Raw genomic sequence first — 26,730 nt, forward strand, 5'->3', positions numbered from 1 at the left:
GCGGCTTTCGTACAGTCTGCTTACGGATGTTAGTGTCTTCGACTTGCTTTTTACTCATACTGCAAACGATTACGTGATGAAGCTCATAATTAAATTCAGGCGCTTTGACGGGCCAAAAAATCGCGGATTCGTAATATCTTGCCGCTTACTGTGCCATCCTGCGCCGCCAGCGGACGTCATGCGGCAGGCGCACAAACATACAACTTCACAGGCGAACAGCACTGTTCGCCTGACGGCTCGGCTACAGCACTCCCGAGGCGATGTCGTTGAGCAGGAGCCACTGGCGAATGTCGCTGAACTCCTCAAGGCCTACGGCGTGATCGAGGCCGTGATAGCTTTGGGAGGTGAGCCAAGTGTGCTCTTCAAGCCAGGCCGCGAACGCGTGGGCTTCATACTTGGGAATCACCGTGTCATTGGCGCCGAAGCCATAAAACACCGGGATCTCGCGCTCGGCGAGACGTTCGTCATCCGGAAGCGCACCGGCTGCCAGGAAACCAGACAGCGTGATCGCCGCGCGATACCGCTCAGGATGAACGCGCAGCACCTCTACCGCGAGCACGCCGCCCTGCGAGAACCCGATGGGCACCACGTCGCGATCGTCAGGAATATTGGCCGCGACCCAATCGTCGATCGCCGTCGCCGCAGCGAAGGCATCGCGGTCAAGGTCTTCGCCCGTCGGCACGCAGTCATGGAACCAGCTGTAGGCGCCCGCCGAAAATCCATAACGCCCGCTGCCGGCAGCCTCAAGCTCCAAAGGCGCTCGAAGCGATGCATAATCGTTGTATGGCGCAACATAGCGCATCATATCGGCGAGATCCTCCTCATTGGACCCCCATCCGTGCAAACATAAGAACAGCGGCCGATTCGGCGCGGCCTTGCCCCCGCCGCGCGAGAACCGCGCCTGCGTCACCTGCACCGGGTCGCCGAACCTCCCCGGCACCACGCCGGATTCACGACCGACCGATTTACGCTCTTGAGCTGCCATACCCACAATATACGTCAGCACGGCGGCAAGAAGATGAATTGCAGCTACCGTGTTCCGCGAAGCCGGACCATATTCGCCGCGACCATGCGAATCGCGTCCATCGGCGACTTTCCTACTCAGTCGCGCTGCCGAGGGCTTGCATCGTGCCGCCCCACGATTTGCGCAGCGTGGCCATGTCGTTTTTCTGGCCGACCGCCATCCACAGCGGGCCATTGAGCGTGTACCAATCGCCTTGGGTTTGGGCGTCGTTCGCGTGCTCGCGCAGCAGCCGGGCGATGGTCGATTGCGCGGCAGAGCGGCCCATCGAAGCTGCTGCCTTGCTTTCGAAGGTCACGAACGCCACACGCGTGTCCGCGCAAGCCGCTGCTTGCGAAACCCCAGGGTAGGAGCCCGCGCCGAGTTCCCTCCAACCGCTGCCACACGGACCCGCAGCCTGCTCCAAGCCGTGCTCCATTTGCGTCACGCTTGCGACCGGCGCCTCATCACGCACGGGCGCTTTGATGATGCCTTGGGGAATCATGCTCGTGAGGAGCAAACCGCCGCCGGCCAGCATCAGGCCGAATACGCCGGTCACCACGGCGACCGTTCCCACGCCGCGCCGACTCACGCTCTTCGGCAGTCTGACCCGCGCGATAACAACCAGCACAAACGCAGCAACGGCCAAACCCACCGCCAGCGGCATAGGAAGCGAGCGCGGCACGGATGGCAGCGTCGCCGGCGCTACGGCGTGGACCGCGCTCACAAGCCCCGCGGCTACTGACAGCAAGCCGCACAGCCCGGCCAAACCTCGCAGCCAGCGACTCGCGGGGCGAGACGCTCGCCTGCGTCCATGCGGATCAGCGTCCCTATCGACGTAAGCACTCGGAGCCTCGTCCGAGTCTGCGTTCTGGTCCGCGCCTTCGCCATCTTGCCAAACGCCCTGCGCTGGCCGAGCAGCCTCCGAATGGACATTGTCATCGCCATTCTCAATGTCATCGCCATCGTTGTCGTTGTCGTTGTCGTCATTGTCGAAGAAGTCGAAATTGTCGTCCATGTTGCCTCCCTGATAAGGCTTTCGGCGAGTCATACGTGAGTCATGCGTAAGCCCTAAGTCATGCCCGATTATAAGCCGTCGTCTTTTTGCATCGGCAGCGGAGACGTCCCGACAAAAAGAAACCCCGGCGGGGTTGACGCCGGGGAGAGAAAGGAGAGAAGAAGAGAAGAAGAAAGGGTTCAATTATCAAGAACTTGCGCTCCCGGCCAACTCTTGCTGACATCTATTACTTAATCACTCGATTCTTGGCATAGTGCTGGTGTTTTCTGGTAACTTCCTGAAAGTCGAATAATAAAAATCATAGGATGGCTTCCGCGGCCTGCGTTTTTCGTATTCTTTTGCCCGGTAGATCGAGCCTGCCGTATGAAATGCAACGTTACGAGGGTCGATGCCGTTGCATTTCATACGGCAGGCTTGAGTTAGCGTGCAAACCGGCACGCATTCGTAAGTGGCGGTCTTCGGCACTCCACACGTACCAGGGCGCGAAGAGCTGGATTCCGCAAATGGGAAAACCAACCATATTGGCTTGGCCCTCGCATAATGCATACTATGCATAGGTAAGCTGTGACGTTGGGAAGAACTAGACTGGGCTGAGAACCGTCGTCAATCATGCCTTGGCTTTGCGGCGCACCGCCGCGACCAAGCGTACGCACCCGTGAGGGGGAACCATGCTTCTGTCCGATCGCGACATCCTCGCGTTCCAAGCCGCCGGCCATATCTCGCTGGATCCGTGGACGCCCGAGATGGTGCAGCCCGCGTCCATCGACGTACGCCTCGACCGTTTCTTCCGCCTGTTCAACAACCACGCCTATACCTACGTGGACCCGGCGGAGAACCAGGGTGCGCTCACCGAGCAGTTCGAAGTGGCCCCCGGCGAGCCGTGGATCCTGCACCCGGGCGAGTTCGCACTCGGCTCCACATGGGAGCGCGTGAAGCTGGATGAGACCGTCGCCGCACGGCTCGAAGGCAAAAGCTCGCTCGGCCGCCTCGGCATCCTCACCCATTCGACCGCCGGCTTCATCGACCCCGGCTTCGAGGGGCATATCACGTTGGAGCTGTCGAATGTGAGCACGCTGCCGGTCAAGCTGTGGCCCGGCATGAAAATCGGTCAGATGTGCTTCTTCGAGCTCAGCTCCCCCGCCGCGCACCCGTATGGGTCGGCCGGCACTGGCTCGCACTACCAAGGCCAGCGCGGCCCGACGCCCTCACGTTCGTATGAGCACTTCTACAAGGCTGATATCGAGGATTGAGGCCATCGGCCGACACTCCCAAAACCTCATACACAAGTTGGCCGGTAGCGATTTCGAGTGGCGGAATGCCGCGGGTCGAAATCGCTACCGGTCGACTTGTGTATGACCTTTATTACGCCAAGCTCCGATCACGCAGGCGCAATACGACCTTGCGCAGCTCGGAGGCGATGAGCACGAACAGGGCCAGGCCGATGCATTCCAGCCAGTCCACAGGCTCCAATGGGACAGTGCCAAAGGCGGAGTTGAGGAAAGGCACGTAGATCACCACAAGCTGCAGCAGCGCCGAAATCGCGATCGCGCCCCAGAGCCACTTGTTGACGAACAGACCCTTGAACGCGCTTTGCAGATGCGAGCGCGAGGCGAGGGCGTTGAACATCTGGGCGAACACGAGAATCGTGAAGCCCATCGTGCGCGCCTCGACCATCTGCGCCTCGTGGCCCAGCGCCGAAACGCTGCGGTCGGTGAACAATCCGCCAGCCAAGTGCATGTCCATGCCGATCAGCGTGACGGCAGCCATGATGATGCCGATGAAGATGATGTCGCCCCACATCGGCGCGTCGATCACGCGATCGGTGACCTTGCGCGGCGGCCGAGCCATCATGTCCTCCGACGACTTATCGACGCCCATCGCGAGCGCCGGCGCGGCATCGGTAAGCAGGTTGATCCACAGCAGCTGGGTCGCGAGCAGCGGCACGGTGACGCCAGCGGTGCCAGGCTGGGTGATGCCGAGGAACCCGGCGAACATCACGCCGCCGAACACGGTGAAGACCTCGCCCACGTTGGAGCTGAGCAGGTAGCGCAGGAATTTCCTGATGTTGTCGAAGATGCCGCGGCCTTCGCGCACCGCCGAGACGATGGTGGAGAAGTTGTCGTCCGCGAGGATCATATTCGCGGATTCCTTCGTCACCTCGGTGCCGGTGATGCCCATAGCCACGCCGATATCCGCGGATTTGACGGCAGGAGCGTCGTTGACGCCGTCGCCGGTCATCGCCACGATATTGCCCTGACGCTGCAGCGATTCGACGATCTTCAACTTGTGTTCAGGAGCCACGCGGGCGTAGACCGAAACCTCTGATGTCGCCTTGTCCAGCACCGCGTCGTCGGCGAAGTCGTCAAGCTGGTCGCCGGTCAGCGCTTTATGCCCAGCGTCTCCGGTCTCGATGATGCCCAGATCAGAGGCGATGCGCGAGGCGGTCAGCGGGTGGTCGCCGGTGATCATCACCGTGCGAATCCCGGCGCGATGCGCCTCGGCCACGCTGGCACGGACCTCGGTGCGCGGCGGGTCGATGATGCCGACCATGCCAGCCCAGACCAGTCCGGTCTCAATCGTCTCGCTCTGCTCCGCGATGTCCGTCACCTGCCCGGCGGCGTTCGAACGCACGCCCGGCACATCGGCCAGCGACTGCGTTTCGAGCGGCCGGTAAGCTTGCCCCAGCGTGCGATAGGCCTGCGAGGAGAGGCGTTCGACCGTGGCCAGTATGGTCTCGCGATCGCCGTCGGTCAGCCGCCGCACCGCATTCCCCACGGCGATATGCGTGCAGTAGCCCAGCAGCACGTCGGGCGCTCCTTTGGCGAACACGGTGAGTTTGCCGGAATCGGCGTTGTCCTTGGCGATGACCGCCATGCGCTTGCGTTCGGAGGTGAAGGGAATCTCGGCGACGCGCTCGAAATTCGAGAAGCGCGACATGGCCTTGACCTTGCGGGCCGCGACAATAAGCGACACCTCGGTGGGGTCGCCCACGGCCTCCCAGGTGCCGTGCGTGTCGCCTGAACCGCTCTGCCGCAGATCGCCATCATTCGCAATGGAGCCGGCAGCCAGCGTGGTGAGCACTTCGTGCGCGAGTTCGCCATCGATATCATCGCTGCCATCCTGCGCGACCATGCGGCCCTCCGGCGCGTAGCCCGTGCCGGTTATCTGCACTTCGCCGCTCGGCGTCACCACGCGCTCGACGGTCATCTCGTTGCGCGTGAGCGTGCCGGTCTTATCAGAGCAGATCACCGAAGCGGAGCCGAGCGTTTCTACGGACGAGAGCTTTTTGACGATGGCGTGATGCTGGGCCATACGCTGCACGCCGAGCGCGAGCACCACGGTGAGAATCGTGGCCAAGCCTTCCGGCACCGCCGCGACGGCCAGCGACACGGCGAGCAGCAGCGAGTCGATGACGTCATGGATATCGTGGAAGCCCTCTACCGTCGCGAGCGCGATGAGCACGACCACGGCGATGATGACCACGGCGATACCCAATATCTTGGAGACGCGGTTCATCTCTTTTTGCAGCGGCGTCGCCTCGTCGTTGGTATGCGAAAGCATCTCGGCGATCTTACCGACCTGCGTGTCCATGCCGGTGCCGGTGATGATGGCGCGGCCCGTGCCCTGCGTGACGGCGGTGCCGTTGAAGACCATATTGGTGCGGTCGCCCAACGCCTTGGCCTGCTCAAGTGTGGCGGGCTTCTTGCCCACTGGCACGGATTCGCCGGTCAGGCTGGCCTCGGCGATGCGCAGCGATGCGGCTGCGAACAAGCGCCCATCGGCCGACACCGAGTCGCCTTCGCCCAGCACGAGAATATCGCCGGGAACGACCTCGGACGTGTCGATGCGGCTGACCTTGCCGCCGCGCAGCACGGAGGTCTGCGGTGCGGTCATCTTGGCCAGCGCGTCGACGGCCTGCTCGGCCTTCGCCTCCTGCAGGTAGCCCAGCACCGCGTTCACGATCAGAATCAGCACGATCACGATGGCATCGAAGGGCAGCGCCTCGCCGCCCTCAGCGCCCGGCTGCGCATTCGCCCGCTCAATGAACCACGCGACCAGCGAAATCAGCGTGGCGGCAAGCAGCAGGTAGACCAACGGATCTTGGAACTGCTGCAGGAACTTCTTCCATTTAGGCGTTTTGGGGCCGCTGGCCAGCTCGTTGCGGCCGAATTGCTCCAAGCGCCGCTGCGCCTCGTCGTCGCTCAAGCCTACGGCCGGGTCGACGTTCAACGCCTTGGCGACATCCTCGACGTCAGTAAGGCTGGGGTCGGCTTGGTCGGGCGGAACCTCGCGGCTGCCCGGGTCTGCGGGCGTTACCGTTGCTGCGGGCTGCGCCGTGTCGATTGGCGTCATATTTACTGACGCCATGTCTGCGATTGACGCGTCTGGCGGCGCTGTCTCTTGCGGTGATGTCGCATCTTCTACTGACGAAACGCCCGCTGATGCTGCGGATTGATCATCGAATCGACCAACCATGGTGTTCTCCTGAGGATTGGCCGCGAAGTAGTCAGTTCCGCCTAAATCACGGAACTGCGCGGTTAGTGGTCGCAGCGGCCTATGCCGCCAGCGGGTACAGATTCCATAGTACACAATCCGCTATCCCCACTTGCAAGCGTGAACAGTATTTGCACACGGCGAAATGCAGGTGTGTGATTCGTCATCGCAGCTTGATTTTGTACCCGCCTCATCTTCGGAGCTAACGTCACAACGCCCGCACTATAACGATGCTTGTGCGGGCGTTGCGACGTATGGCGGCGGGGAAACGTGACGTTTCCCGCACCACAGGCAGGTTAGTGCGGGGCCTGTGCCGTATAACCACGTCGAAACATCACAATTCCCGCATAGGCTACGAGTTGCTGCGGGAGTTGTGACGTTTGCGCCGAGATATGGCAACATCCCGGACACTCCTACAATTAGGCATGCAGCAGAAAACCCGTTTGCCATGGGGTTCTGGGAGAATGTGGCCTATGGTTACGAAGAAGGGCCCGACCAAGGGGTCGGGCGGGAAACACCGCAATGCGCTGAAGGGCAAAGGCCCCACACCGAAGGCCGAGGATCGCGTCTATCACAAGGCGTATCGCGCCAAGAAAACTGCGGATCGCCGCAAAATCGCCGATCCACGCATCGCCGCACGTCGCCGTGTCGCAAAATTCACGTCGGATTCCGACGATCTGGTCATCGGCCGCAACGCCGTGCTCGAAGCGCTGCGCGTAGGCGTGCCCAGCTCGCAGCTGTACATCGCCTCGCGCATCGAGCATGATGACCGCACGCGCGACATCGTGCGGCTCGCCGGGCAGCAGGGACTCAATCTGCTTGAGGCCGACCGGCTTGAGATGGACCGCATCGCACGCACCGGCAATCATCAGGGCGTGATTCTCAAAGCCCAACCGTACCAATACTCCTCGCTGCAAGAGCTGGCCGAGCGAGCCGAGAAGAAGGCCCGCGCGATGCAGTCTGCAGATTCCGCAGAAGCCCGTATTGGTGCGCGTCCGCTGTTCATCGCGCTCGACGGCGTCACCGACCCGCAGAATCTCGGCGCGGTCATCCGCTCAGCGGCCGCATTCGGCGCCAACGGCGTTATTCTGCCCGAGCGTCGTTCGGCCTCGGTGACCGCAGCCGCGTGGAAGGTATCCGCCGGAGCCGCCGCGCATATGCCCGTGGCCAAGGTCGTCAATCTGACCAAGGCGCTGGAAAGCCTCAAAGAGCACGGCTACTACACCGTCGGTCTCGACGGCGGCGGTGATGCGCTCGTAGGCGAGACCGGCTTCGAATCCGATCCGCTCGTGGTCGTCCTCGGCTCCGAGGGCAAGGGCCTGAGCCGCCTCGTGCGCGAGGCCTGCGACTCCATCGCCGGCATCCCGATCACGAATATGGTCGAATCGCTCAACGCCTCCGTCGCCGCAGGCATCAGCCTGTACGCAGTGGCCCGCGCACGCCGCGAAGCGGCCGCAGGTGCTGCTACGGAATAAAACCACTAGCTGTACAGGCACATGTACCGTCACAACGTATGGGGTCGGGGCCAGTTTTTGAGGATTAGGACATGGCCTCGACCCCATACATATGTTGCTGTTGCCCTAGCGCTGCCGCTGCTCGCGGCCACGCGTCAGCTCGCCCAGACGGCCGCGTCGGGATCGTCGTCGATGGCATCGAAGCCTTCGGAATCATCAGGGTCGCCAGTGGCGTCAGGGTCGTTGGAACCGTCAGCATCGGAGCCGTAGCCGTCGAATCCGTATGTTGACTCATCGTCGACCACGCCGGAATCGGCTTCGGCGTTGAGCTTGTCGACGTCCTCGGTGTTGAGCTTGTACTTCGGCAGCACCGTGTCGATGTAGCTTTTGACCGCCTCGCGCATCGGAATATCGTGCCCGGCCTTCTCAGCCAGGAACCAGCGGTGCTCCAAAATCTCGTGGAAGAACTGCGCCGGCTCGATCTGCGAGCGGTACTCGTGCGGAATCATGCGCACGGTCGGCTCGAAGACCACGCGCATCCAATCGGTGGCAGCGATTTCGAGGTCCTCGTCATCCTGCCAGGTCGAAGCGCGGTAGGCATCGAGATCATTGAGCAGGCGCCGAGCCTGATTCTCCTGCACGTCGAGGCCGGTGAGCCGCAGCAGCTTGCGCGAGGCATACCCGGCATCGACCACACGCGGGCGCACCAGAATGCGATTGCCATCCTCGGTGGTCTTCATTTCAAGCTCGTCCACGTCGAATCCGAGCTCGTTGAGCTTATTGACGCGCCGCTCGATCTTCCACATCTCGTCCGGCCCGAAGTTCTCGGTGTCGGTCAGCGTGCTCCACAGCGAATGGTAGCGATCGACCAAGCCGTTGCCCACCTCGACCTCGTCCACGTCGCCGGGCAGCAGCTTGCCGGAACTCAAATCCATCAGCTCGCCGATGATATTGGTGCGCGCCAGGTCCATATCGTATTCGCGCTGGCCATCGGTGAGCGCCGCGTGCAGATCGCCGGTCTCCGCATCCACCAGAAACGCGGAGAACTCGTCCGCGTCACGCAGGAACAGCACGTTCGACAGCGACACATCGCCCCAGTAGAAGCCCGCCAAGTGCAGCCGCACCATGAGCACGGCCAGCGCATCGATCAGTCGCTGCGCGGTGTCCGGGCGCAGATTGCGCGCGAACAGGGCGCGATACGGCAGCGAGAACTTCAAATGCCGCGTCACCAGAATCGATTCGAGCGGCTCGCCGGATTTGCTGTGCCGACCAGTGACCACGGCAATCGGCGTGACCGTCGGCAAGTCAAGCTTCTGCAGCCGGCGCAGCAGTTCGTATTCCCGTTCGGCCACGCTGCGAGTGATTTCCTTCATCGCATAGACTTCGTCGCCGACGTGCACGAAACGCACGACATGCCGCGAAATGCCGCGCGGCAGATTGGCCAGCAGCTCCTGCGGCCACAGCGACAGTGGTTGCTCCCACGGCAGGGTGAACATCTTCGGGTTCGAGCTGGCAGCCGTGATCGTCAGGCTGCGCGGCTCCTTGCTCGGGCTTGCGCCGTCGCCACCGGAGTCTTGCGCTATCGCCGCAATCGGCAGCTTGGCGTGCACGCCCATGCCGGGTAACCTTGTGAATTCCATATCGACCAATCTAGCGTTCGCATGCGAGAAAATAGGGGAACATACAAGAAAGCCCCGCAGCTATGCAGGGCTTTCCCGAGCGAGATCCAAGAGAGGAAGAGATGACCTCGCTTACTGGTTGGCGCGGTCTTGCGGCCGCGCCAAGATTAGTTGAGACGCAGCTCGGACGACGGCGCGAACAGGTGCATCTTGACCGGGTCGATCTTGATCTTGACGACCTCGCCGACCTTCGGCAGCGCACGCGGATTCACGCGAATCGTGGTGAGCTTGTTCTGATCGGACATCATCGCCGAAGCCTCAAGCACCGAGTCGTCGGTTATGATGTTGCCGTAGATGTAACCGTCGGAGCCTAGATCTTCGACGTTTACGACCTTGAGCGAGAAGGCGTTGGGGTCGTCGGCGGTCGCCAGCCCGGCGTCCTCCGGGCGGAAGCCGATCACGATCTGGCCGTTGTCCTCAGGGGTCAGCTTGGCGACGATATCGGCCGGCAGATCGATGGTATCGCTGCCGATCTTCGCCTTGCCATCGACCACCGGATGGGTGTTGAGGTTCATCGACGGCGAGCCGATGAAGCCTGCGACGAAGACGTTCGCCGGGGTGTCATACAGCTCGGTCGGTGCGCCGACCTGCTGCAGGATGCCGAGCTTGATGACGGCGATGCGATCGCCCATCGTCAGGGCCTCGGTCTGGTCGTGGGTGACGTACAGGGTGGTGACGCCCAGCTGACGCTGCAGCGCAGCGATCTGGGTGCGGGTCTGCACGCGCAGCTTCGCGTCGAGGTTCGAGAGCGGCTCGTCCATGAGGAAGACCTTCGGCTCACGAACGATGGCGCGGCCCATGGCCACGCGCTGACGCTGACCGCCCGACAAAGCCTTCGGCTTGCGATCGAGGAACTCGGTCAGGTCGAGGATCTCGGCGGCCTTTTCGACACGCTTGCGGATCTCGTCCTTGGGGGTGCCGGCGATCTTCAGGGCGAAGCCCATATTGTCGGCCACCGTCATATGCGGGTACAGGGCGTAATTCTGGAACACCATCGCGATATCGCGATCCTTGGGCTGCATCGTGGTGACGTCCTTGCCACCGATGAGGATGCGGCCTTTGTTGACCTCTTCCAAGCCGGCCAGCATGCGCAGAGTCGTAGACTTTCCGCAGCCTGAAGGGCCGACGAGCACGAGGAACTCGCCATCCTTGATGTCCATATTCAAATCATCCACCGAGGGCTTATCGTTGCCCGGGTAGATGCGAGTCACATGCTCGAATACTACTTCTGCCATGATGGTCGTCCTTTCATCGGCAGGTACGCGCCGAACGATCCGTTGTGAAGGGCCATGCGTCCACACATCGTTCCCAACTTCGGAAACAACACGCTTCAGCATTAACTTTTACCGGCTTTGGAAGACTCTCTTCGTTGAGCCAAAACCAACTATACACCGTCCAAGGGCTTCGTCAATTTCAGTCGGTTCTCCGATAGAACAGAACATGCTGAGAAAATGGCAGACTGTGCCGTCGCCTGCGCTGATGAACGAACCGTCCTGTCATTTTCGGCCCGACTCTATTATGGTGTAATGAGTTGTCATGCGATTCGTTACGGCATTGATGCTGAAACGACGCGCGGCATCGGGTCCCTTTTGATGGCTTAACAAGCCGCCATAATCATTCTGCGGAGGCGAAATGCGCGATATTCGAGTCGGCGTGGTCGAAGACGACCCGGCCGCCTGCCAGACGATACTCGACTATCTCAATCGCTATCAGCGCGAGGAAGGCGAGCGTTTCATCGTCTCGGCATTCGATAACGGCTCCGAACTCGTCAGCAGCTATACGCCGATCTACGACATCCTGCTGCTGGACATCGAAATGCCCGGAATGAATGGCTTGGACGCCGCGCGCGCCATCCGCCAGCAAGACAGCGACGTCGTGATCGTCTTCATCACCGCTGCGCCGCAGTACGCCATCAGCGGCTACGAAGTGCAGGCGCTGTCATACCTGCTCAAGCCCGTGCCGTGGTTCGCGTTCAGCCAGGAGCTCAAGCGCTCGATCGCCACGGTGCGCAGCCACGAGAGCGGTTCGATGCTGGTCGAGGCCGGGGCCGACCGGATCAGGCTGGAACTCGCCGACATTCTGTACTGCGAATCCATCCGCCACACCATTATCATCCATACTGCGAGCCGCAAAATCTCGATATCCGGGACGCTTACACAGCTTGAGGAGCGCCTGTCCAGCCAGCATTTCTTCCGTTCCAATTCCTGTTACCTGGTCAACCTGCGGCATGTAAGTGCGGTGGAGGGGCAGGATTGCGTCATGACCAATGGCGAGCGCCTGCGCGTAAGCCGACCGCGCAAGAAGGCGTTTCTGACGACGCTGACGGAATATCTGGGCGGCGGTCTGCGATGAGCGACACGATTACGAACGCCCTGCCCGATATTCCACGGCTCTACACCGCCGTCTGCGAGTGGCTGGCCTGCGTGGTGTATCTCGCGATCATCTACCGGCGCGCCTCGCCGCCTCGCACCGCACTCGTGCTTGCGCTGGGGCTCCCTGCGATGGTGGCCGTGCAATATCTGGCGGGCATACTGCCGCGGCTGCTATGGGTGTTCGGCATGCTGCTGGCCTTCGCCGGCATGTACCTGATTATCGTGCTCGGCGGGCGAACCGGCAAACGCGAAGGGCTCTACATCAACGCGCGGGTTTTCGTGCTGGCCGAGCTCGTCGCCTCGCTGCACTGGCAGCTGGCCACCTTCCTGCATATCGATATGCATGATGAGGACCACCCGTGGATCTCGATCGGCATGCTTTTGGCGGTATACGCGGTGTGCTTCGGCTCGGCGTGGGGGCTGGAACGCGGCAATTTCAGCCGCAGCAAACCCACGGTTCCCGCCGCCTCCTCGACGGTGGCGACCGTGGCCATCACCATCGTCACCTTTGCGATGAGCAATCTGAGCTTCGTTTCCACGAACACGCCGTTCTCGGGCAGCGTGGGGCAGGAGGTCTTCTATATTCGCACGCTGGTGGACTTGTGCGGTTTCGCGATTCTCTACGCCCAGCAGGTGCAGTCGCGCCGGCTGGCGACCAACGCCGAGCTGATGTCCATCGACGCGCGGCTGGAAAGCCAGCATCAGGAGTATCTCAAATCCAAGGAGAATCTGGAATCGATGGGGCGCCTGACTCATGATCTCAAGCACCAGATCGCCGTGCTGCGCACGGAGGCTTCGAGCAGCACCGACCCGAGCAGCCTCAACGAGGGCTTCGCACAGCTTGAAGCCTCGGTGCAGGAATACAGTGCGCAGCAGCATTCCGGCAATCCGGTGCTCGACGTGATCCTGACCTCGAAGTCACGCACCTGCGTGCAGCGCGGCATCGCCTTCACTGCGGTGGCCAACGGCAAATTACTGGATTCCATGTCCTCAATGGATATCGCGACGCTGTTCGGCAACGCCATCGACAATGCGATTGAAGCCACGTCGCGACTTGATGACCTTCAGCAGCGGCTGATCAGGCTCGCGCTCTACGCGCAGAACCGCTTCACCGTATTTCGCATCGAGAACTACTATGATTCCGCGTTGAACAAGGATGCCGACGGCAATCTGCGCACAACCAAAGGCGAGCGCCGGGGACACGGGTTCGGCGTGAAATCCATCCAGCCCGTCGTGCGCCAGTACGGCGGAGAGGTGTCGATACAAGCCAAGGACCACTGGTTTACGCTGACGGTGCTGCTGCCGCAATAATGCGGCTCACACTTTTTCGGGCACCGTCAAAAAGTGTGAGCCGCATTCGCCTTACTTCTTCGGCATGATCCAGAATTTGAGCAGCGGATAGCTCACAATCACCGCCAGCAGCGTGTTGACCACCGAGGCAACGGTCGCCGCAACTCCCGAATTCATGCCCCAGCCGATGCATAGCGAGGTCACGTAGCCCGGCAGCACCAGATTCACCACGACGATGAGCACCGCGAGCAAGGCGTATTTCCAAGCGGCATCGGCGAAGCTGGAATCGGATTTGAACACCCATTTCATCTGCACGATGAAGTTCACGATCTGCGCGAGCACCTCGGCGAGTAGGAAAGTCAGGAATCCGCCCAGGCCATGCGAACCAGCGGAGGTGTAGTTGAAGATAAGAAAACTGAAGGGCGCGGTCAGTCCCATAGCGGAGACAAAAACAGCCGTGCCGACCCATGCCACCACAAAGCGCGTGATCGTCGAAATATTCGAGAGGACATTGAACAGAATAAACTCCCAGATGTTCGGATGGGCGTCAATCCACGAGCGAATCGCGCCGCTACGCTTGGGGGTGTCATGCCTTGAGATGTCATGCCTCGGGGCGTCGCTGGCCTGCGTTTCGCTCGCCGCACTGCTGCTGCCGTCATCGGCAAGGCCTGCGGATGGTGCTTGCTTCGCTCCCTTGCCTGTCGTGTCCCTCATGATCTCAGCTCCTTCGCTAGACGGTTGTTGGCGCCGCGGTTGCGGAAGAATCCCGCGATGAAGGCGCCGGCTCCTCGCAACGTGTGCCCGTTGGCTATGCGCACGACGGCATCCACCATCGCGGAGTCGACCATGCCTTGCGTCATCTTGCTCATCGCGCGCGGCGGCATGTTGAGGATGAAGAGCACGTTGAGATCGGGTGCGCCTGTTTTCTCGCGAATCTTCGCCTCTCGTCTGATCAGCGTCCGCGCGATGGTGCGGGCCGCGAAGCCTTTGGAGTACTTCCATGAGGAGATCGGGTCATTGGCGCTGAACTTGCTCGGAGCGCTTGAGGGAATCGCATCATGCCCGAAGAGCGCAGCTACTTCGGCATCGGTGACATGCGTGACGTCGCCGGTCAGATAATGCCCGAGCGCGCGGTCGGCGAGCGCTGCGTCATGGAGCCCAGCGTTGCCAGATCCAGTGTCAACGGGTGCAGCCGGCGCGGTTTGCTCGTCGTCGTTTATGATGAACGGAACGGTTACTGGGGCCGCAAGAGGCAGATCTTCGACATTCGTGCCGACCATCAGCGTCCATTGCCCGGATTGCGTGCGCCAGGCTCCGGCTGCAGCATCGTAATGCCGGAAGGTGTAGCGGTCGAAAGCGATGTGCACAACCTTGCTTTCGTGAGCGCCAAGGCGGATTTTCCTGAAGCCTTTGAGTTCGCGCGCGGGCCGCAGCACGCCGCCTGCAGGCTCGGCAGGACCGGCAACGTAGAGCTGCGCGACGGTCGCACCAGGGATGTCGGAATCGTTGGTCACCACGAAGCTCACACCGCGCTCGTCCACACTGTGCTCGTCCACACTGTGCTCATCAACGCTGTGCCCATCAACGCTTAGGCCGGAGTAAGTGAAATCGCTGTAGCTCAGTCCGTAGCCGAAGGGGAAGCGGACCGGGACGTGCGCGGTTTCGTAATAGCGATAGCCGACGAAGGGGCCTTCACGGTAGATCACGTCGCGGCCAGTCTCGGGATACCAGCCAGCGCTCGGGCAGTCGCTGTAGCGCAGCGGCCACGTCTCCGCCAGATGCCCGGACGGATTGACCGCGCCGGCGAGCACCCGCACGGCGGCCGAGGCTCCGGCCTGACCGGAAAGCCCTACATACAGCACCGCGTTGATGCCGTCGTCAAGCCACGGTAGCTCAACCGGCGAACCGGCGACGAGCACAGCGATAATCGGCTTGCCGGCGGTTTTCAGCGCGGCGATAAGCTCGTTCTGCGCCTGCGGCATGGCCATCGTGGAGCGGTCCAACCCCTCCGATTCGCTGCGCTCATCAAGTCCGACGACCGCAATGACGGCATCCACATCGACCCGGCCAGCCAACGCAACGGCATCGTTGACAAGCGCAGGATTGTGCGCCCCCTGCCGCTCGTAGCCTTGGGCGTAACCGGCCACGGTGACGCCTGCGCACGCCTTGAGCTCGTCGAGCAGATTCTCCTCGCGCGTGGCGTTGACCTTGGACGAGCCGGAACCCTGAAACCTCGGCGTGCAAGCCATATCGCCGATAACGGCCAAACGGGTTCCCGGCCGTAGCGGCAGCACGGCGTCGTTCTTGAGCAATACCAGGGAATTCTCGGCAACGGTGCGTGCCACGTCGTGGTGTGCAGCGACGATATCATCGCGCAGCAGGTCGTCGCGCCCGACGCCCTCAAAACGGGTCAGCTGCGCGATCTTGGCGACCTCGGCAGCGCGTGCGTTGAGATCGGATTCAGGCAGCTCGCCGGCTTTCACGGCGGCAATCAGCTCGCGTACAGAGGTGTAGCCGGGCGATGGCATCTCCAGCGAGCCGCCCGCTTTCGCTGCGGCGACGGCAGAATTGGAGCCGCCCCAATCCGAGACCACCATGCCATCGAAGCCCCATTCATCGCGCAGAATATCCTGCAGCAAGTGCTTATTTTCATGCGCGTACACGCCGTTGATCTGGTTGTAGGAGGTCATGATGGCGTGCGGCGCGGCCTCGCGCACCGCGATTTCGAAGGCCGTCAGATACAGCTCGCGCATCATGCGTTCGTCAATCACCGAATTGGACGCCTGCCTGCGCAGCTCCTGGCTGTTGACCGCAAAATGCTTCGGGCAGGCCGAGATGCCATTGCTCTGGATGCCCTTGATCAGCCCAGACGCCATGCGCCCAGCCACCTGCGGATCTTCGGAATAGTATTCGAAATTGCGGCCGCACAAGGGGTTGCGCTTGATATTCATGCCCGGCCCAAGCAGCACATTCACGTCGAGGTCGTGCGCCTCGCGTCCCAAGGCCCGGCCCATCTCCTCGGCCAGATCAGGGTCCCAGGAATTGGCCACGGTCCCGGCCGTGGGGAAGCAGGTTGCCGGCTTCGAAGCCCCAAGCCCGAGGTGATCGCCCTCGCCGAGCTGACGCCGCACCCCATGCGGCCCGTCGCTCATAACAAAACTCGGCACCCCCGCACGCTTATTGCCGCGCGAATCCCACTCCGAGCCGCCCGACAGCAGCGCCGCCCGCTCCTCAACCGAAAGCTCCTCGAGATTCATTGCTCCTCCTTCGCGTTCCTGTCTGCAATCGTCCAGCAGCGCCATCACTCCAGCAATCACAGCGAACCACTACCCCGTCACGTCGCTACATCGCAACACGCTACGGTTCCGTCTTCGCACGAGCTGCCAACCATTCACCGCCGCACAGATTACTGCGACCGCAACGCTTGCCATTTACATACGTTCGCCGCTACTACGATTAAACAGCGTCGCCGCCGACATGGCCATGCTCCCGCACAACCTGTCCGTTCGCCCGCACAATCGGTCGCACAACTGGTCGCGCAATCGGTTATGGATTCCGTTCGCAGCCTGTGTACAATCTTGACTGCGCAATTCCGGGCTACGCAATTCTGAACTCTGCATTTTTTGAACTCTGCATTTTTGAACAGATTGGCCATTGTGAACTCTGTCATTTTTGACATTATGGACTGTCAGGTGTTGAGCTGCTTGGTTTCCCGCCTCCCCTAGGCAGAAGTTGGGAAACCAAGCAGTTCAGTCGCTGAACGATACCGGTGAATAGCGCATCCATCCAGTGCGTTGGCGGGTATCAGGCCTCGGCAGAAGCAGGGGTTTCAGCAGGCGCACCAGCCTCAACCGACTCAGCGGCCTTCCGACGCTTGAGGAATCGAGAGATCGCCAAGTACTCAAACCCAAGCACCAGCAGCGCGGTGACGCCCCACAACACGTAGAGTGCAGTGCGCCATACCGGCGTGGCCACCTTCGGCTCGCCGTTGGCGTACTGCCAGCCGTTCACTGTCGTGTACAGGATGTTCTTCGAGGCTTGACGCATCGCAAGCAGCGAGGTCGCAGACTTGTCCTTCACATGATTGGTGATATCGGTGGTGGCAAGCATCGAATCGTTGCCGTTGCGAATCTCCTGATCGCCGTTCTGGTAGCCATAGCCTGCGAAATAATCGGTGAGCACGAAGCCACGGAAGCCCCACTCATTGCGCAGCACATTCTTGAGCAACACCGGATTGGCTCCAGAGTAGACCGGCCCGATATAGTTGAAGGAGCTCATGACAGCACTCGCGCCGCCTTCCTTCACACTCATCTCGAAGGGCTTGAGGTAGGTTTCGCGGATGGCCTGCTCATTGGACCAGGTCAGCAGCATCTCGGTTCGGTTCGTTTCCTGATCATTCATCGCGAAATGCTTCATGAACGAGTAGACGCCCTTCTTCTTGGCCCCTGCTATCTGGCTCGACGCCATCACGCCCGAAAGCAGCGGATCTTCGGAGAAGTATTCGAAGGTGCGACCTGAGAAGGCATTGCGGTGGATGTTCTGCGCTGGGGCATACCAGCCGGCCACATGCATATCGTGCGCCATCTGCCCAATCATCTCGCCGAACTGCTTGGCCAGATCCCGGTTCCACGTGCAGGCGAATGCCGTGGAAGCAGGGAATCCGATCGAACCCACGCCGGTGAAGTTGTTGTTCAGCGAGGCAGGGCCGTCGGCATCAGTGAGCTGCACCTTGCCGATGGACTTGACGGCTTGAGTGCCGTAGCCGCCCATAGCGATCAGCGTATCCATATCCTTGAAGGTCAGCTGGTCGAGCAGCTTGCCCCACTGCGGGTCGTCATAGCTTTTGCCATGCATGTCGGCGAGTCTGATGCCGTTCTTGGCTCCGGTCGTCGGCATCGCATCCGAGGACTTGTTATGATCGGCGACCTTGTAGTTGCCGTTGTTCGTGAACTCCGCCTTGGCCTTGGCGCTCATGTTGAAGTTGGTCGGAGCAGCCGGAGGGCACCACAGCACGGAGCGAATCTGCGGATAGGAATTGACGAAGTCGAGCTGGAAGGTGTTCGCGCCGTTGTACACCAGCGTCACCTTGTTGAAGTTCTTCGTGACCAGATTGAGCATATCCTTTTCAGTCTGGCTGAGCTGCAGGAAGTGCTCACCATTTTGGAAATCGGGGTAATCCTTGGAATTGTCGTGGTAGGTGATGCCCTTGGCCCTCATGTTCTCGGGCAGATCAGCGCCTTCGCCGCCCACTCGGGTGATGACGACGACCGCCTCATCCGAGTAATCCTTGGCTGACTGCATCAGAGAGTCGCTGTACTGAGCGGCAGGAACCTCGGGCAAAGTCCAGTCCTGAGCGAACATGCCCACCACCGGGCGGTCCTTGCGATAGTCAGTGTAAAGCTTGGTCAGGCTTGGATTGGCCTGGAATCCACTCTCCTTGAGGCCATCAAGCAGCGAAGTCGTCTTGTACTGCTCCGACATCGAGCCTGAGCCGGTGCCGCCGTACACGGGGTTCGTGGAACCCCAACCGAAGACGTTGACCTTCTTGTTTGCCAGCGGAAGATTAGCGTCGTCGTTCTTCAGCATCGTGACCGCTTCGGTCTGCACGTCCTTAGCCAGCGTGTTCGCCTTGGCAACCGTGCTTTGCGAGAGCTGGTACTTGGTAAGATAACGTCCGGTTTCTTGCGCAAATTTGCTGGTGCTTGTTGAAGTGGTGGAGCATGGCTTGTCGCCTGTGTACGATTTCAGTCGCCAAACCATTAACCGCTCTAGAAAAGCAGGCGACAGAACCATGCCCGAGAAAATCATACAAGTCAACCAACCCATGTTCGAGACCGAACTCGACCGGATGGTGTCCGAGAAGGTCACCGAGATCCTCAACCGGATGCTGGACGCCGAGGCCGACGAGATCGCCGGCGCGGCCCGCTACGAGCGCTCCGATGGCAGGAAGGCGTATCGGGCTGGTCATTACGAGCGTGATCTGACCGTCAAGGCCGGGAAAATGGCGGTGAGGGTGCCGAAGTTGAAGGGCGCCCTGTTCGAGTCGGCGGTGATCGAACGGTATCGTCGCCGGGAGGAGAGCGTGGAGGAGGCGTGTGAATCGACATGTACCTGGCCGGTGTCTCCACGAGGCGGGTGGACGACATCAGCCAGGCCCTGTGGGGCGAGCGGATGCCGTCGCAGACCCTCTCGGACCAGCTCAAGAAGGTGTATGCGGGTATCGACCAGTGGCGTGAACGCCCGCTATCCCAGCCCTACCCGTATGTGTTCATGGATGGCGTGTGGCACAAGCGTTCGTGGGGTGGCGCCGTGGAGAACGTGAGCATACCGGTCGCGATCGGCATCGGGTCGGACGGGCACCGGGAGGTGATCGGCGTGGCGGAGGGCATGAAGGAGGATTCGGCGAGTTGGAACAGCTTCGTCTCCTCGCTCATCTCGCGTGGGCTTACCGGCGTGCGCCTGGTGACCGGCGACCGGTGCGCCGGACTGGTGAACACCGTCAGTGGACTCCTGCCACAGGCCCGCTACCAGCGGTGCATGGTGCACTTCATGCGCAACGTGCTCGCCAAGGTTTCCCCTCGTCACACCCGGTGGGCCGCCGACGCGCTGAAAGCGATCTTCGCGTCGGAAACCCGCCAGGCCGCCCTGGAGAAGGCCGAGAGCATCGCCACGCAGATGGACGCAAGGAAACTCAAAGAGGCCGCCAAGTGCCTGCGGGAGGGCATCGGCGAGACCACGACCTACCTGCTGGACGACTACCCGGTCGAGCATCGTCGGCGTATCCGCACCAACAACATGATCGAACGACTCAACCGCGAAATACGCCGCAGAACTCGCGTCGTGGGAGCGTTCCCCGACGGCAGGAGCGCACTCATGCTCATCACTGCGAGAATCCGCTACGTCACCGGCAACCAGTGGTCGACCCGCCGCTACCTGGACATGTCCCGACTCCACGACACCATACAGGAAGCGAACTGACAACGCACACAGGAAACAAAAACCAAAGTGCGCAAGAACCCGGGCACTACCCTTGGTAATCGTCGCATTGTTGAGCAGCGTCGACATCGGGCCGGTCAACATCATGGAAAATGCCACGACGATGCCGATAAGCGCCACAATCCACGACTGGGCATGAATCATCTTGCGAGCGCCGACGGATTGCACCGTTTTCTTGTTGACCGCGATGGTGATGACAATCGCCAGTAGCAGCAGCACCCCGGCAGCCACCAGATACGGTATCAACGACCGCAGCACTGCCACGACGTCAGCCATATTGATCGACAGCATAGTTGAGCCTCCTTGTTCTCCTATGACCAGCGACACCTCATTATGCCGCCGTGTTCATTACCTACCTATTGTGGCCGGACCTGCGTAGGCAGATGTCGTCGCATTCACAAACTGCTCAATTGCTCACATAATCTGTTGCGAAGTTTGAGGTATTGGCTTTGGGGAGGTCTTGGCCTGAGACGTTGATCTAAGATATTGATTGCTAGCCAAAGTTGGTCTCAGGCACGCGGGCTATGCATCATTGGTGACTCTCAATCGTGTTACAAGGCATACATGATGCAGCCAACGATGGTGGCACCCAGTCGAGCCGACCGGCCCGTATCCAGCCCGGACCGCGCTGCCGCCTAATTAAACCCGACGATGCGCTCGGCCACGCGGTAGCCTTGGCGGACGATGAAACGGCCGGTTTTACCGGGCAGGTTGATTGCGCGGGAGACGGCCTTGTGGCGCACGTCGTGGCCGATGGCCGGCGACATCGTGTCGATGCGCTGCCAGAGCTGGGTCTTGGCCGCATAGTTGCGCGAGTCCCGCGAAAGAATCAGGAAGGCGCTGGTGACGACGCTGTTGATCGACAGGAAGTGAATCATGTAGCGGTACAGGCCCTCGGGCACCATATCCGGCTCGGGCGTGGCCTCGGCCATCGCGCGGTTGACCAGCTGCAGCTGATCGACGCGGCGAATCATCACGTCAGTCTGCACCGACTGCCCGCTGCGGCCGATGAAGTAATGGTAGAACGGCACATCGAGGTACATCAGCGTCCGCACCTGCGGGAAAGGCTGATAGGAGTAAATGAAATCGACGTAGAACGTGTGCTCCGGGAGCCGCAGCCCCGAGCGGCGCAGGACGTCCGTGCGATAGGTGATCGAATGCATGATCATGTATTGCGCGACGCCGAAACGGCCCAGATCATCCCACGTCAGCCTCGTATTGGGCTGCATCACGTTGTCGAAACACACAACGTGCTTGTGCCGCTTGCCGACCTTGTCGTACACGTAGTCGGTGATGAGCAGGTCGATGGGATTCTCGTTGCCCTGCTGCCTGCGCAGCACCGCAAGCACGCGCTCCAAGGCGTCCGGTCCCACCCAATCGTCTGCGTCCACGACTTTGACGTAGTCTCCGTGTGCATGCGCGACGCCGGTGTTGACCGCGCCGCCGTGGCCTTTGTTGGGCTGGTGTATCGTGCGCACGATGCCAGGCATCTTCGCGGTCCAAGCGTCTGCAAGCTGGGCCGTGGCATCAGTCGATCCGTCGTCAACGATGATGACCTCAATGTCGTCTACCGACTGCGCGGCGATCAGCGAGCCAACGCAACGGTCCAGATATTCGCTCATATTGAACGCCGGCACAATAAAGCTGATTGTCTTGCGCATGTTCTGCCGCATACTCTCCCCGGTCGCTATGCCATCCTGAACGTTCCCGTGCCACCTCGCCGCGCTAAGCGCTGACGTATTGCCCGAGGTCTGTCTTAGATCCGGCAGCTGCAAAGCCGGCTGAAACCCCGCCCTCTGCGTCACCCCGTTTCCGGGACTCGGTATGAGACGTGCTGCTGCAACACCCGACCCGGCTCTGTCTGCCTGTCCGCTTGCCAAGATAGCACTCCCACCTTGGCCAATGACCCTGAACATCCCTGATTTGCACCCTGAGGCACATGACCTGCACAAAACGGCGGCTGCGCGACCTGCGAGCGGGCGCGGGGCAGTCTTTATCCGGCATTACCTATCAACGTTCGCGTTACATCGTGTGCGATTTGCTCATTCAGACGTGTATCTGCGTTATGTGTAGCGTTAATTCACCCTTCGGAGGTCTATCTGCGTTGTGTGAGGCGTTAATACCTTGGCACCCCGAGTATCGCTGGCCGAAAACAGCGGTTCTAGGCCGTCTGATACTCGACGCTCCACAAAATAACGCCTCACACAACGCAGGTAGACCTCCGCAGCATCGATTTAACGCCTCACATAACGCAGATAGCCGATTCCTCAGGCGCATCCACGCGATTCCCAACGCTTTTCGACTCATACGGAGGCTTGGCAGACGCCAAAACCGCTTACTTGCCGCTGAACACGGGGAATGCGGCGTCCTCGCCGTAGTCCTTGGCTTCGAAGGCTTTGAGCGCATCCATGTCGGCGCTGCTGACCGTGAAGTCGACCTGGGCGTTGGCGCGCATGTGATCTGGGTTCGCGGTTTTGGGCAGCGATTGAGTACCGAGCTGCAGCGTGTAGCGAATGCACAGCTGCGGGACGCTCACGCCGTAGCGTTCCGCCATCGCGGCGAGCTGCGGATTGTGCAGAATTGCACCATGCGCGATCGGCGAGTATGCCTGCACAAGAATATCGTGCGACTGGCAGTAGTCGATCAGATCCAATGGCGTATTGCCCGCGTGGGCCAGCACTTGGTTGACCTGCGGGGTGACGGTGGCGGTTGCGAAGATGTTCTCCAAGTCTGCTTCAGTGAAATTCGCGACGCCTATCGAGCGCAGCTTGCCGGCCTGGTACGCTTCTTCGAGAGCACGCCACGCCGCGCGGTTGCCTTCGGCGTAATCGCCGCCGCGAAAGTCGCTCCACGGCTGCGGCGCATGGATGAGCATGAGGTCGAAATAATCCAGTCCGGCCGTGCGCAGCGACTCGTCGATGGCTGCAGCAGCACCGTCGTAATCCTTGATTTCCGCCGCGAGCTTCGTGGAGACGAAGATGTTCTTGCGGTCCACGCCGCAGGTGCGGATGCCTTCGCCCACGCCGCGCTCGTTGCCGTAGGCCTCGGCGGTGTCGATGTTGCGATAGCCGATCGCGACCGCATCGCGCACCGCCTGCGCTGCCTTGCCGTCATCGATAAGCCACGTGCCCAGGCCCAGCTTGGGAATGGTGACGCCATTGGACAGCGTGTAGGTTTCGTTCAATATGTTCGATGTCATGATTGCTCCTTGAGTTAATCTGATGGGTGTTCTGATGGACGGTTTGAGCGCTCTCAATGCGCTGCGCTCAGCCGGGCCGGCGCTATAGCTTGCTTCGCCACGTAGAGAGGCGTTCTTCGATATTGGTCGGGATATTGGTCAAGCTGATTCCTTGGTTTCTCGATTCTGCAACTCTGTACTTGTTGTTATGGGACGTCTTCGCGATTTGGTCCGAGTCATTCCGCCTGAGTCAACGCGCTGCCCCGCTGCCGCAACGCGCCGATCTTCGCCGAAGCCTCGCTGCCGATGTGTGCCGCTTGATCGATATCTCCCGCTTGCACCGCCTGCCAGTAGCGAATTTTCAAAGCAACGTACTCCGAACGAACCGCAAGGAACCGCCGTTCCTCGTCAAGCCTCTTCTGCTGCCCGCGCAACAGCTCGATCTCCCGTCCCGCGCCCTCGCCGCCGTTCGACCGGTTCGCCATGTAGTCGCGCATCTGCGCCAGCGACATCCCCGTGGCACTCAGGCACGCGATGGTCGAGAGCGCTTGCAAATCATCGTCCGTGTACGCGCGATGGCCAGAGCTCGGGTCGCGCACAATGGGCGGGATAAGGCCGATTTGCTCGTAGTAGCGCAGTGTGCTTTCCGGCAGCCCGGAATACGTCGATGCTTCGCGGATGGAGTGCCAGCGCACAAGCCGAGCGTCGCCTGACGCTTGCGTAGGGCGGTCTGCACCTGCTGGGCAAATCACATCGACAGGATTGCCGCCCGCGATGCCCTCAGCTGTTTTCTCGACAACCTGCTCGGCACTCTCATCAGCGCTCTCGTCAGTCATGGTCATACCTTGCAGCGTATTGACTTCAAGTACTTGAAGTCAATCGAAGTTCAACCGACAGATAAGTCCCGACGCTAGGAAAAACTGAACAGAATAGCTTCATGCCGCTACAGTTTTGCGTGTCATTGCCTTGCCGAACGCTGCGGCGAGACGGCCCAACTGGCATCAAATGGCCCCACAGCAGTTCCTACTGAAGCTCGGCGTATGCCTTGGCGTCGACCGGTTCGAGCCATTCATTCCACGCGCCTTCCTGCGGGGCCATGATGGCGATATGCGCGAACGACTCGTCAGCGCAGGCACCGTGCCAATGCTTGGTTTCCGGCGGGATGTAGGCCGTCTCGCCCGGCTTAAGCTCATGCGCCGGCTGGCCCTCGACTTGGTACCAGCCGCGGCCGCCCACCGCCAGCAGAATCTGGCAGGATTTGTGGTGGATGTGCCAATGATTAGTGCAGCCCGGCTCGAAGGTCACGTTGCTCACCTGCACAGTGCCGTCGGATGCGAGCGGCGCCAGGTAGCTCTGCCCGTCAAAATACTGCGCGTATGCATTGTTCGGCTCGCCGATGGGGAATGCGCTGGGATTGTTCATAATGGTTCCTTTGTGTGGGTTGTCGTCTGGTTGCGTCTGGTTGCCGTGTTGGTTGAGCTCTGCGCATGCGCTGCGGAAAACTCAGCCCTATTCAGCCCCGCTGGCCTCGCCGCCCGATTCGCCCGGCTCGCCCCAGACCTCTTTGGCCCGGTTGAACGCCGACCATGCCTTGGGCCAGCCGGTGTAGAACGCGAGCTGCGTGATCTCCTCCACGATCTCCTCGCGCGTGATGCCGTTGCCCTTGCCGATGCGCAGATGGTCGCCAAGCTGCTCGGTGTTGCCCGTGCTGATAAGCGCCGCAATCGTGATCAGCGAGCGGTCGTGCGCCGACATTGCGCTCTCGCGGCTCCACACTTCGCCGAAGAGCACATCATCGTTGAACGCTGCGAACTGCGGTGCGAATGCGCCCAACCGCTCACGCCCTGCCGTATGTTCCTTAGCCATGTCATAGTCCTTCCGCCGCGAAGCCGGCCTATCCGGCCCGATGACCCCGAGACTACGACTTCAAGCCCACTCGAAGTCAAATGCAGCAAGCCCAGTCGCTGGTGCAGCCATTCGCGCATCGGCACCGAACCTCGGCACGCCCGCCTGCTCAAGCTTGGCGATCAACCCGACCCGTCCGCTCACCTCGTCGAAATCCGTCCTGATAATCGTGTGCACACCTGCGCGGCGCAATGCCGCCTCGCGCTCGCGCTCCTCGTGAACAATCCGCCGCACTCCGCGCCCCTGCGTCATCTGCGTATCGGAGTATTTGCCTGCGCCGTCGTATTCCAGCACGATGATGCGGCCGTCGGGCAAATACCATACGAAATCGACGCGGTATATAACTGACGGATTGCGTGGGTCAACGAACTCCTGCTGCAGCCGTGGGGCCGGGAACCCTTCCTCGATAGTCACCGCTCGGCAAAATGACTCACCGCCGTTCTCGCTCAAGGGATCGGCATAGCGCAGCAGCATACCCATCTCAGCCACATCGGCACTTTTCCGGTTCACGACCTGACCGCACGCCACCGCAATGGCATCCTTCTTCGTCAGGCCTTGCCGCAGCGCGGAATCGACCATAGGCAGCGCATGCACGAACGGATAGCGAGTCGCACAATGCACCAGCGTCTGTGCGGGGGAGGTAATCAGCACTCCACTGTGCCGATACGGTTTGACGACAGGGTCATGGATACATCTCGATTTCGGATGACGGTTCGTGTTGACTGAGTGTGGCGCAGCAATATAGACGAAGCCGTCGCGATGGAGCAACCACGAGTGCTCAAGTCCAAGAACAGCTGCAGCGCTTATGCCCGCGAATATCTAGTCAGGGTGCAGGAGAGCCAAGGCTCGTACAAGATGCACAGAACGCTGTGTGGGGTTAAGCGTGTGCGCATGCTCCGCCCGCGCATACACATTGCGATACACGCAGAGCAATTCCCCTGCATGCACGCGGCGCATCATGGCCCTGCGCTCTGCCGGGGTAGCCCCTGAGAAGAATCGACCCTGCGACTCCGCCTGAGCAATAATCTTTGCAACCACATCATGACGTCTCATACCACGACGCTAGCCAAAACCGCCAGCGCAGCATATGGAAAAACGACAATGTGGTCGAAGGGTTGGCCTCTCGGCGTGTTATGGATAAGTACTGAGCGTTATGCCCCTTTTGTGACGCAAACCCCCGGTCCAGCGTCACGAAAGGGGCATTGTCTCCGGCGTAATGCCCCATTTGTGACGCTTAGCTCAATTTAGCGTCACGAAAGAGGCAGCCGTCATAGAACAGTGCCCCTTTTGTGACGCCAAAGGCAGAAGTGAGTGAGCCTGGATGGGACACGCGACCCCAGGAGG

At 60.8% G+C, this 26,730-nt stretch carries 18 protein-coding genes and 1 pseudogene; 5 read left to right on the top strand and 14 right to left on the bottom strand.

The window, feature by feature from the left end; all coding sequences use genetic code 11:
- Positions 1–241: 241 nt before the first annotated feature.
- Positions 242–985, bottom strand: coding sequence for an alpha/beta hydrolase (locus BISU_RS04790; RefSeq protein WP_024464592.1), 744 nt, complete (start codon positions 983–985; stop codon positions 242–244).
- A gap of 112 nt (positions 986–1,097) precedes the next feature.
- Entirely contained in the window at positions 1,098–2,018 is a 921-nt protein-coding gene (locus BISU_RS04795; RefSeq protein ID WP_024464593.1) for a hypothetical protein, read from the bottom strand.
- Between the two features lie 668 nt (positions 2,019–2,686).
- Between BISU_RS04795 and dcd the strand changes: the two genes are divergently transcribed.
- Positions 2,687–3,268, top strand: coding sequence for a dCTP deaminase (gene dcd, locus BISU_RS04800; RefSeq protein ID WP_024464594.1), 582 nt, complete (start codon positions 2,687–2,689; stop codon positions 3,266–3,268).
- 112 nt (positions 3,269–3,380) lie between these two features.
- On the opposite strand, the gene BISU_RS04805 is transcribed toward dcd, so the two are convergent.
- Positions 3,381–6,386: a cation-translocating P-type ATPase gene (locus tag BISU_RS04805; RefSeq protein ID WP_152599299.1), complete on the bottom strand. Its 3,006-nt coding sequence runs from the start codon at positions 6,384–6,386 to the stop codon at positions 3,381–3,383.
- Positions 6,387–6,985: 599 nt separating this feature from the next.
- Here BISU_RS04805 and rlmB point away from each other — a divergent pair.
- Positions 6,986–7,987, top strand: coding sequence for a 23S rRNA (guanosine(2251)-2'-O)-methyltransferase RlmB (gene rlmB / locus BISU_RS04810; RefSeq protein WP_024464596.1), 1,002 nt, complete (start codon positions 6,986–6,988; stop codon positions 7,985–7,987).
- Positions 7,988–8,121: 134 nt separating this feature from the next.
- Here rlmB and BISU_RS04815 read toward each other — a convergent pair whose 3' ends face one another.
- Both BISU_RS04815 and BISU_RS04820 read right to left on the bottom strand, forming a co-directional pair.
- Positions 8,122–9,582 carry a DUF4032 domain-containing protein gene (locus tag BISU_RS04815; protein ID WP_051246295.1) on the bottom strand — a complete coding sequence of 487 codons (1,461 nt, stop codon included), beginning with the start codon at positions 9,580–9,582 and terminating at the stop codon, positions 8,122–8,124.
- 170 nt (positions 9,583–9,752) lie between these two features.
- Positions 9,753–10,880, bottom strand: a complete 1,128-nt coding sequence (locus BISU_RS04820; RefSeq protein ID WP_024464598.1) for an ABC transporter ATP-binding protein — start codon at positions 10,878–10,880, stop codon at positions 9,753–9,755.
- 397 nt (positions 10,881–11,277) lie between these two features.
- On the opposite strand from BISU_RS04820, the gene BISU_RS04825 reads away from it, so the two are divergent.
- Entirely contained in the window at positions 11,278–11,997 is a 720-nt protein-coding gene (locus tag BISU_RS04825) for a LytR/AlgR family response regulator transcription factor (protein ID WP_024464599.1), read from the top strand.
- On the top strand, positions 11,994–13,328 hold the full coding sequence (locus BISU_RS04830) for an ATP-binding protein (RefSeq protein WP_024464600.1): 1,335 nt from the start codon (positions 11,994–11,996) through the stop codon (positions 13,326–13,328). Before BISU_RS04825 ends, BISU_RS04830 begins: the two co-directional genes overlap by 4 nt.
- Before the next feature lie 51 nt (positions 13,329–13,379).
- On the opposite strand, the gene BISU_RS04835 is transcribed toward BISU_RS04830, so the two are convergent.
- The 3 genes from BISU_RS04835 to BISU_RS04845 all read right to left on the bottom strand — a co-directional run bounded on the left by BISU_RS04835 (position 13,380) and on the right by BISU_RS04845 (position 19,067).
- Complete coding sequence (locus BISU_RS04835) at positions 13,380–14,021, bottom strand: GtrA family protein (protein WP_024464601.1); 642 nt, start codon at positions 14,019–14,021, stop codon at positions 13,380–13,382.
- Complete coding sequence (locus BISU_RS04840) at positions 14,018–16,564, bottom strand: glycoside hydrolase family 3 C-terminal domain-containing protein (RefSeq protein WP_024464602.1); 2,547 nt, start codon at positions 16,562–16,564, stop codon at positions 14,018–14,020. Before BISU_RS04840 ends, BISU_RS04835 begins: the two co-directional genes overlap by 4 nt.
- A gap of 547 nt (positions 16,565–17,111) precedes the next feature.
- Complete coding sequence (locus BISU_RS04845) at positions 17,112–19,067, bottom strand: glycoside hydrolase family 3 N-terminal domain-containing protein (protein WP_024464603.1); 1,956 nt, start codon at positions 19,065–19,067, stop codon at positions 17,112–17,114.
- Between the two features lie 31 nt (positions 19,068–19,098).
- Between BISU_RS04845 and BISU_RS04850 the strand changes: the two are divergent.
- Positions 19,099–20,285, top strand: a pseudogene (locus BISU_RS04850) (IS256 family transposase).
- A 653-nt stretch (positions 20,286–20,938) separates the two neighbouring features.
- Here BISU_RS04850 and BISU_RS04855 read toward each other — a convergent pair.
- The 6 genes from BISU_RS04855 to BISU_RS11565 form a co-directional block, all read right to left on the bottom strand.
- The gene (locus BISU_RS04855; protein WP_024464467.1) at positions 20,939–21,976 is read right to left on the bottom strand and encodes a glycosyltransferase family 2 protein; all 1,038 of its coding nucleotides are present in this window, start codon (positions 21,974–21,976) and stop codon (positions 20,939–20,941) included.
- Between the two features lie 662 nt (positions 21,977–22,638).
- Positions 22,639–23,502, bottom strand: coding sequence for an aldo/keto reductase (locus tag BISU_RS04860; protein ID WP_024464466.1), 864 nt, complete (start codon positions 23,500–23,502; stop codon positions 22,639–22,641).
- A 215-nt stretch (positions 23,503–23,717) separates the two neighbouring features.
- Complete coding sequence (locus tag BISU_RS04865) at positions 23,718–24,317, bottom strand: MerR family transcriptional regulator (protein ID WP_081672824.1); 600 nt, start codon at positions 24,315–24,317, stop codon at positions 23,718–23,720.
- 187 nt (positions 24,318–24,504) lie between these two features.
- Positions 24,505–24,903, bottom strand: coding sequence for a cupin domain-containing protein (locus BISU_RS13150; protein WP_024464464.1), 399 nt, complete (start codon positions 24,901–24,903; stop codon positions 24,505–24,507).
- 87 nt (positions 24,904–24,990) lie between these two features.
- Positions 24,991–25,347 (bottom strand): carboxymuconolactone decarboxylase family protein, encoded by a 357-nt coding sequence (locus BISU_RS13155; RefSeq protein ID WP_024464463.1) that lies wholly within the window; start codon positions 25,345–25,347, stop codon positions 24,991–24,993.
- Between the two features lie 60 nt (positions 25,348–25,407).
- Complete coding sequence (locus BISU_RS11565; protein WP_233419507.1) at positions 25,408–26,037, bottom strand: hypothetical protein; 630 nt, start codon at positions 26,035–26,037, stop codon at positions 25,408–25,410.
- Positions 26,038–26,730: the final 693 nt, after the last annotated feature.

The sequence above is a fragment of the Bifidobacterium subtile genome (assembly GCF_000741775.1).
Classification (GTDB): Bacteria; Actinomycetota; Actinomycetes; order Actinomycetales; family Bifidobacteriaceae; genus Bifidobacterium; species Bifidobacterium subtile.

Excerpts from the sequence above, each read along its gene's own strand:
- BISU_RS04790 (WP_024464592.1), bottom strand. The coding sequence starts at position 985 with ATGGCAGCTCAAGAGCGTAAATCGGTCGGTCGTGAATCCGGCGTGGTG.
- BISU_RS04840 (WP_024464602.1), bottom strand. The coding sequence starts at position 16,564 with ATGAATCTCGAGGAGCTTTCGGTTGAGGAGCGGGCGGCGCTGCTGTCG.
- BISU_RS04860 (WP_024464466.1), bottom strand. The coding sequence starts at position 23,502 with ATGACATCGAACATATTGAACGAAACCTACACGCTGTCCAATGGCGTC.
- BISU_RS04865 (WP_081672824.1), bottom strand. The coding sequence starts at position 24,317 with ATGACTGACGAGAGCGCTGATGAGAGTGCCGAGCAGGTTGTCGAGAAA.
- BISU_RS13155 (WP_024464463.1), bottom strand. The coding sequence starts at position 25,347 with ATGGCTAAGGAACATACGGCAGGGCGTGAGCGGTTGGGCGCATTCGCA.
- rlmB (WP_024464596.1), top strand. The coding sequence starts at position 6,986 with ATGGTTACGAAGAAGGGCCCGACCAAGGGGTCGGGCGGGAAACACCGC.
- BISU_RS04845 (WP_024464603.1), bottom strand. The coding sequence starts at position 19,067 with ATGGTTTGGCGACTGAAATCGTACACAGGCGACAAGCCATGCTCCACC.
- BISU_RS04825 (WP_024464599.1), top strand. The coding sequence starts at position 11,278 with ATGCGCGATATTCGAGTCGGCGTGGTCGAAGACGACCCGGCCGCCTGC.
- BISU_RS04855 (WP_024464467.1), bottom strand. The coding sequence starts at position 21,976 with ATGCGGCAGAACATGCGCAAGACAATCAGCTTTATTGTGCCGGCGTTC.
- BISU_RS04830 (WP_024464600.1), top strand. The coding sequence starts at position 11,994 with ATGAGCGACACGATTACGAACGCCCTGCCCGATATTCCACGGCTCTAC.
- BISU_RS04835 (WP_024464601.1), bottom strand. The coding sequence starts at position 14,021 with ATGAGGGACACGACAGGCAAGGGAGCGAAGCAAGCACCATCCGCAGGC.
- BISU_RS04815 (WP_051246295.1), bottom strand. The coding sequence starts at position 9,582 with ATGGGCGTGCACGCCAAGCTGCCGATTGCGGCGATAGCGCAAGACTCC.
- BISU_RS04820 (WP_024464598.1), bottom strand. The coding sequence starts at position 10,880 with ATGGCAGAAGTAGTATTCGAGCATGTGACTCGCATCTACCCGGGCAAC.
- dcd (WP_024464594.1), top strand. The coding sequence starts at position 2,687 with ATGCTTCTGTCCGATCGCGACATCCTCGCGTTCCAAGCCGCCGGCCAT.
- BISU_RS04805 (WP_152599299.1), bottom strand. The coding sequence starts at position 6,386 with ATGGCGTCAGTAAATATGACGCCAATCGACACGGCGCAGCCCGCAGCA.
- BISU_RS13150 (WP_024464464.1), bottom strand. The coding sequence starts at position 24,903 with ATGAACAATCCCAGCGCATTCCCCATCGGCGAGCCGAACAATGCATAC.
- BISU_RS04795 (WP_024464593.1), bottom strand. The coding sequence starts at position 2,018 with ATGGACGACAATTTCGACTTCTTCGACAATGACGACAACGACAACGAC.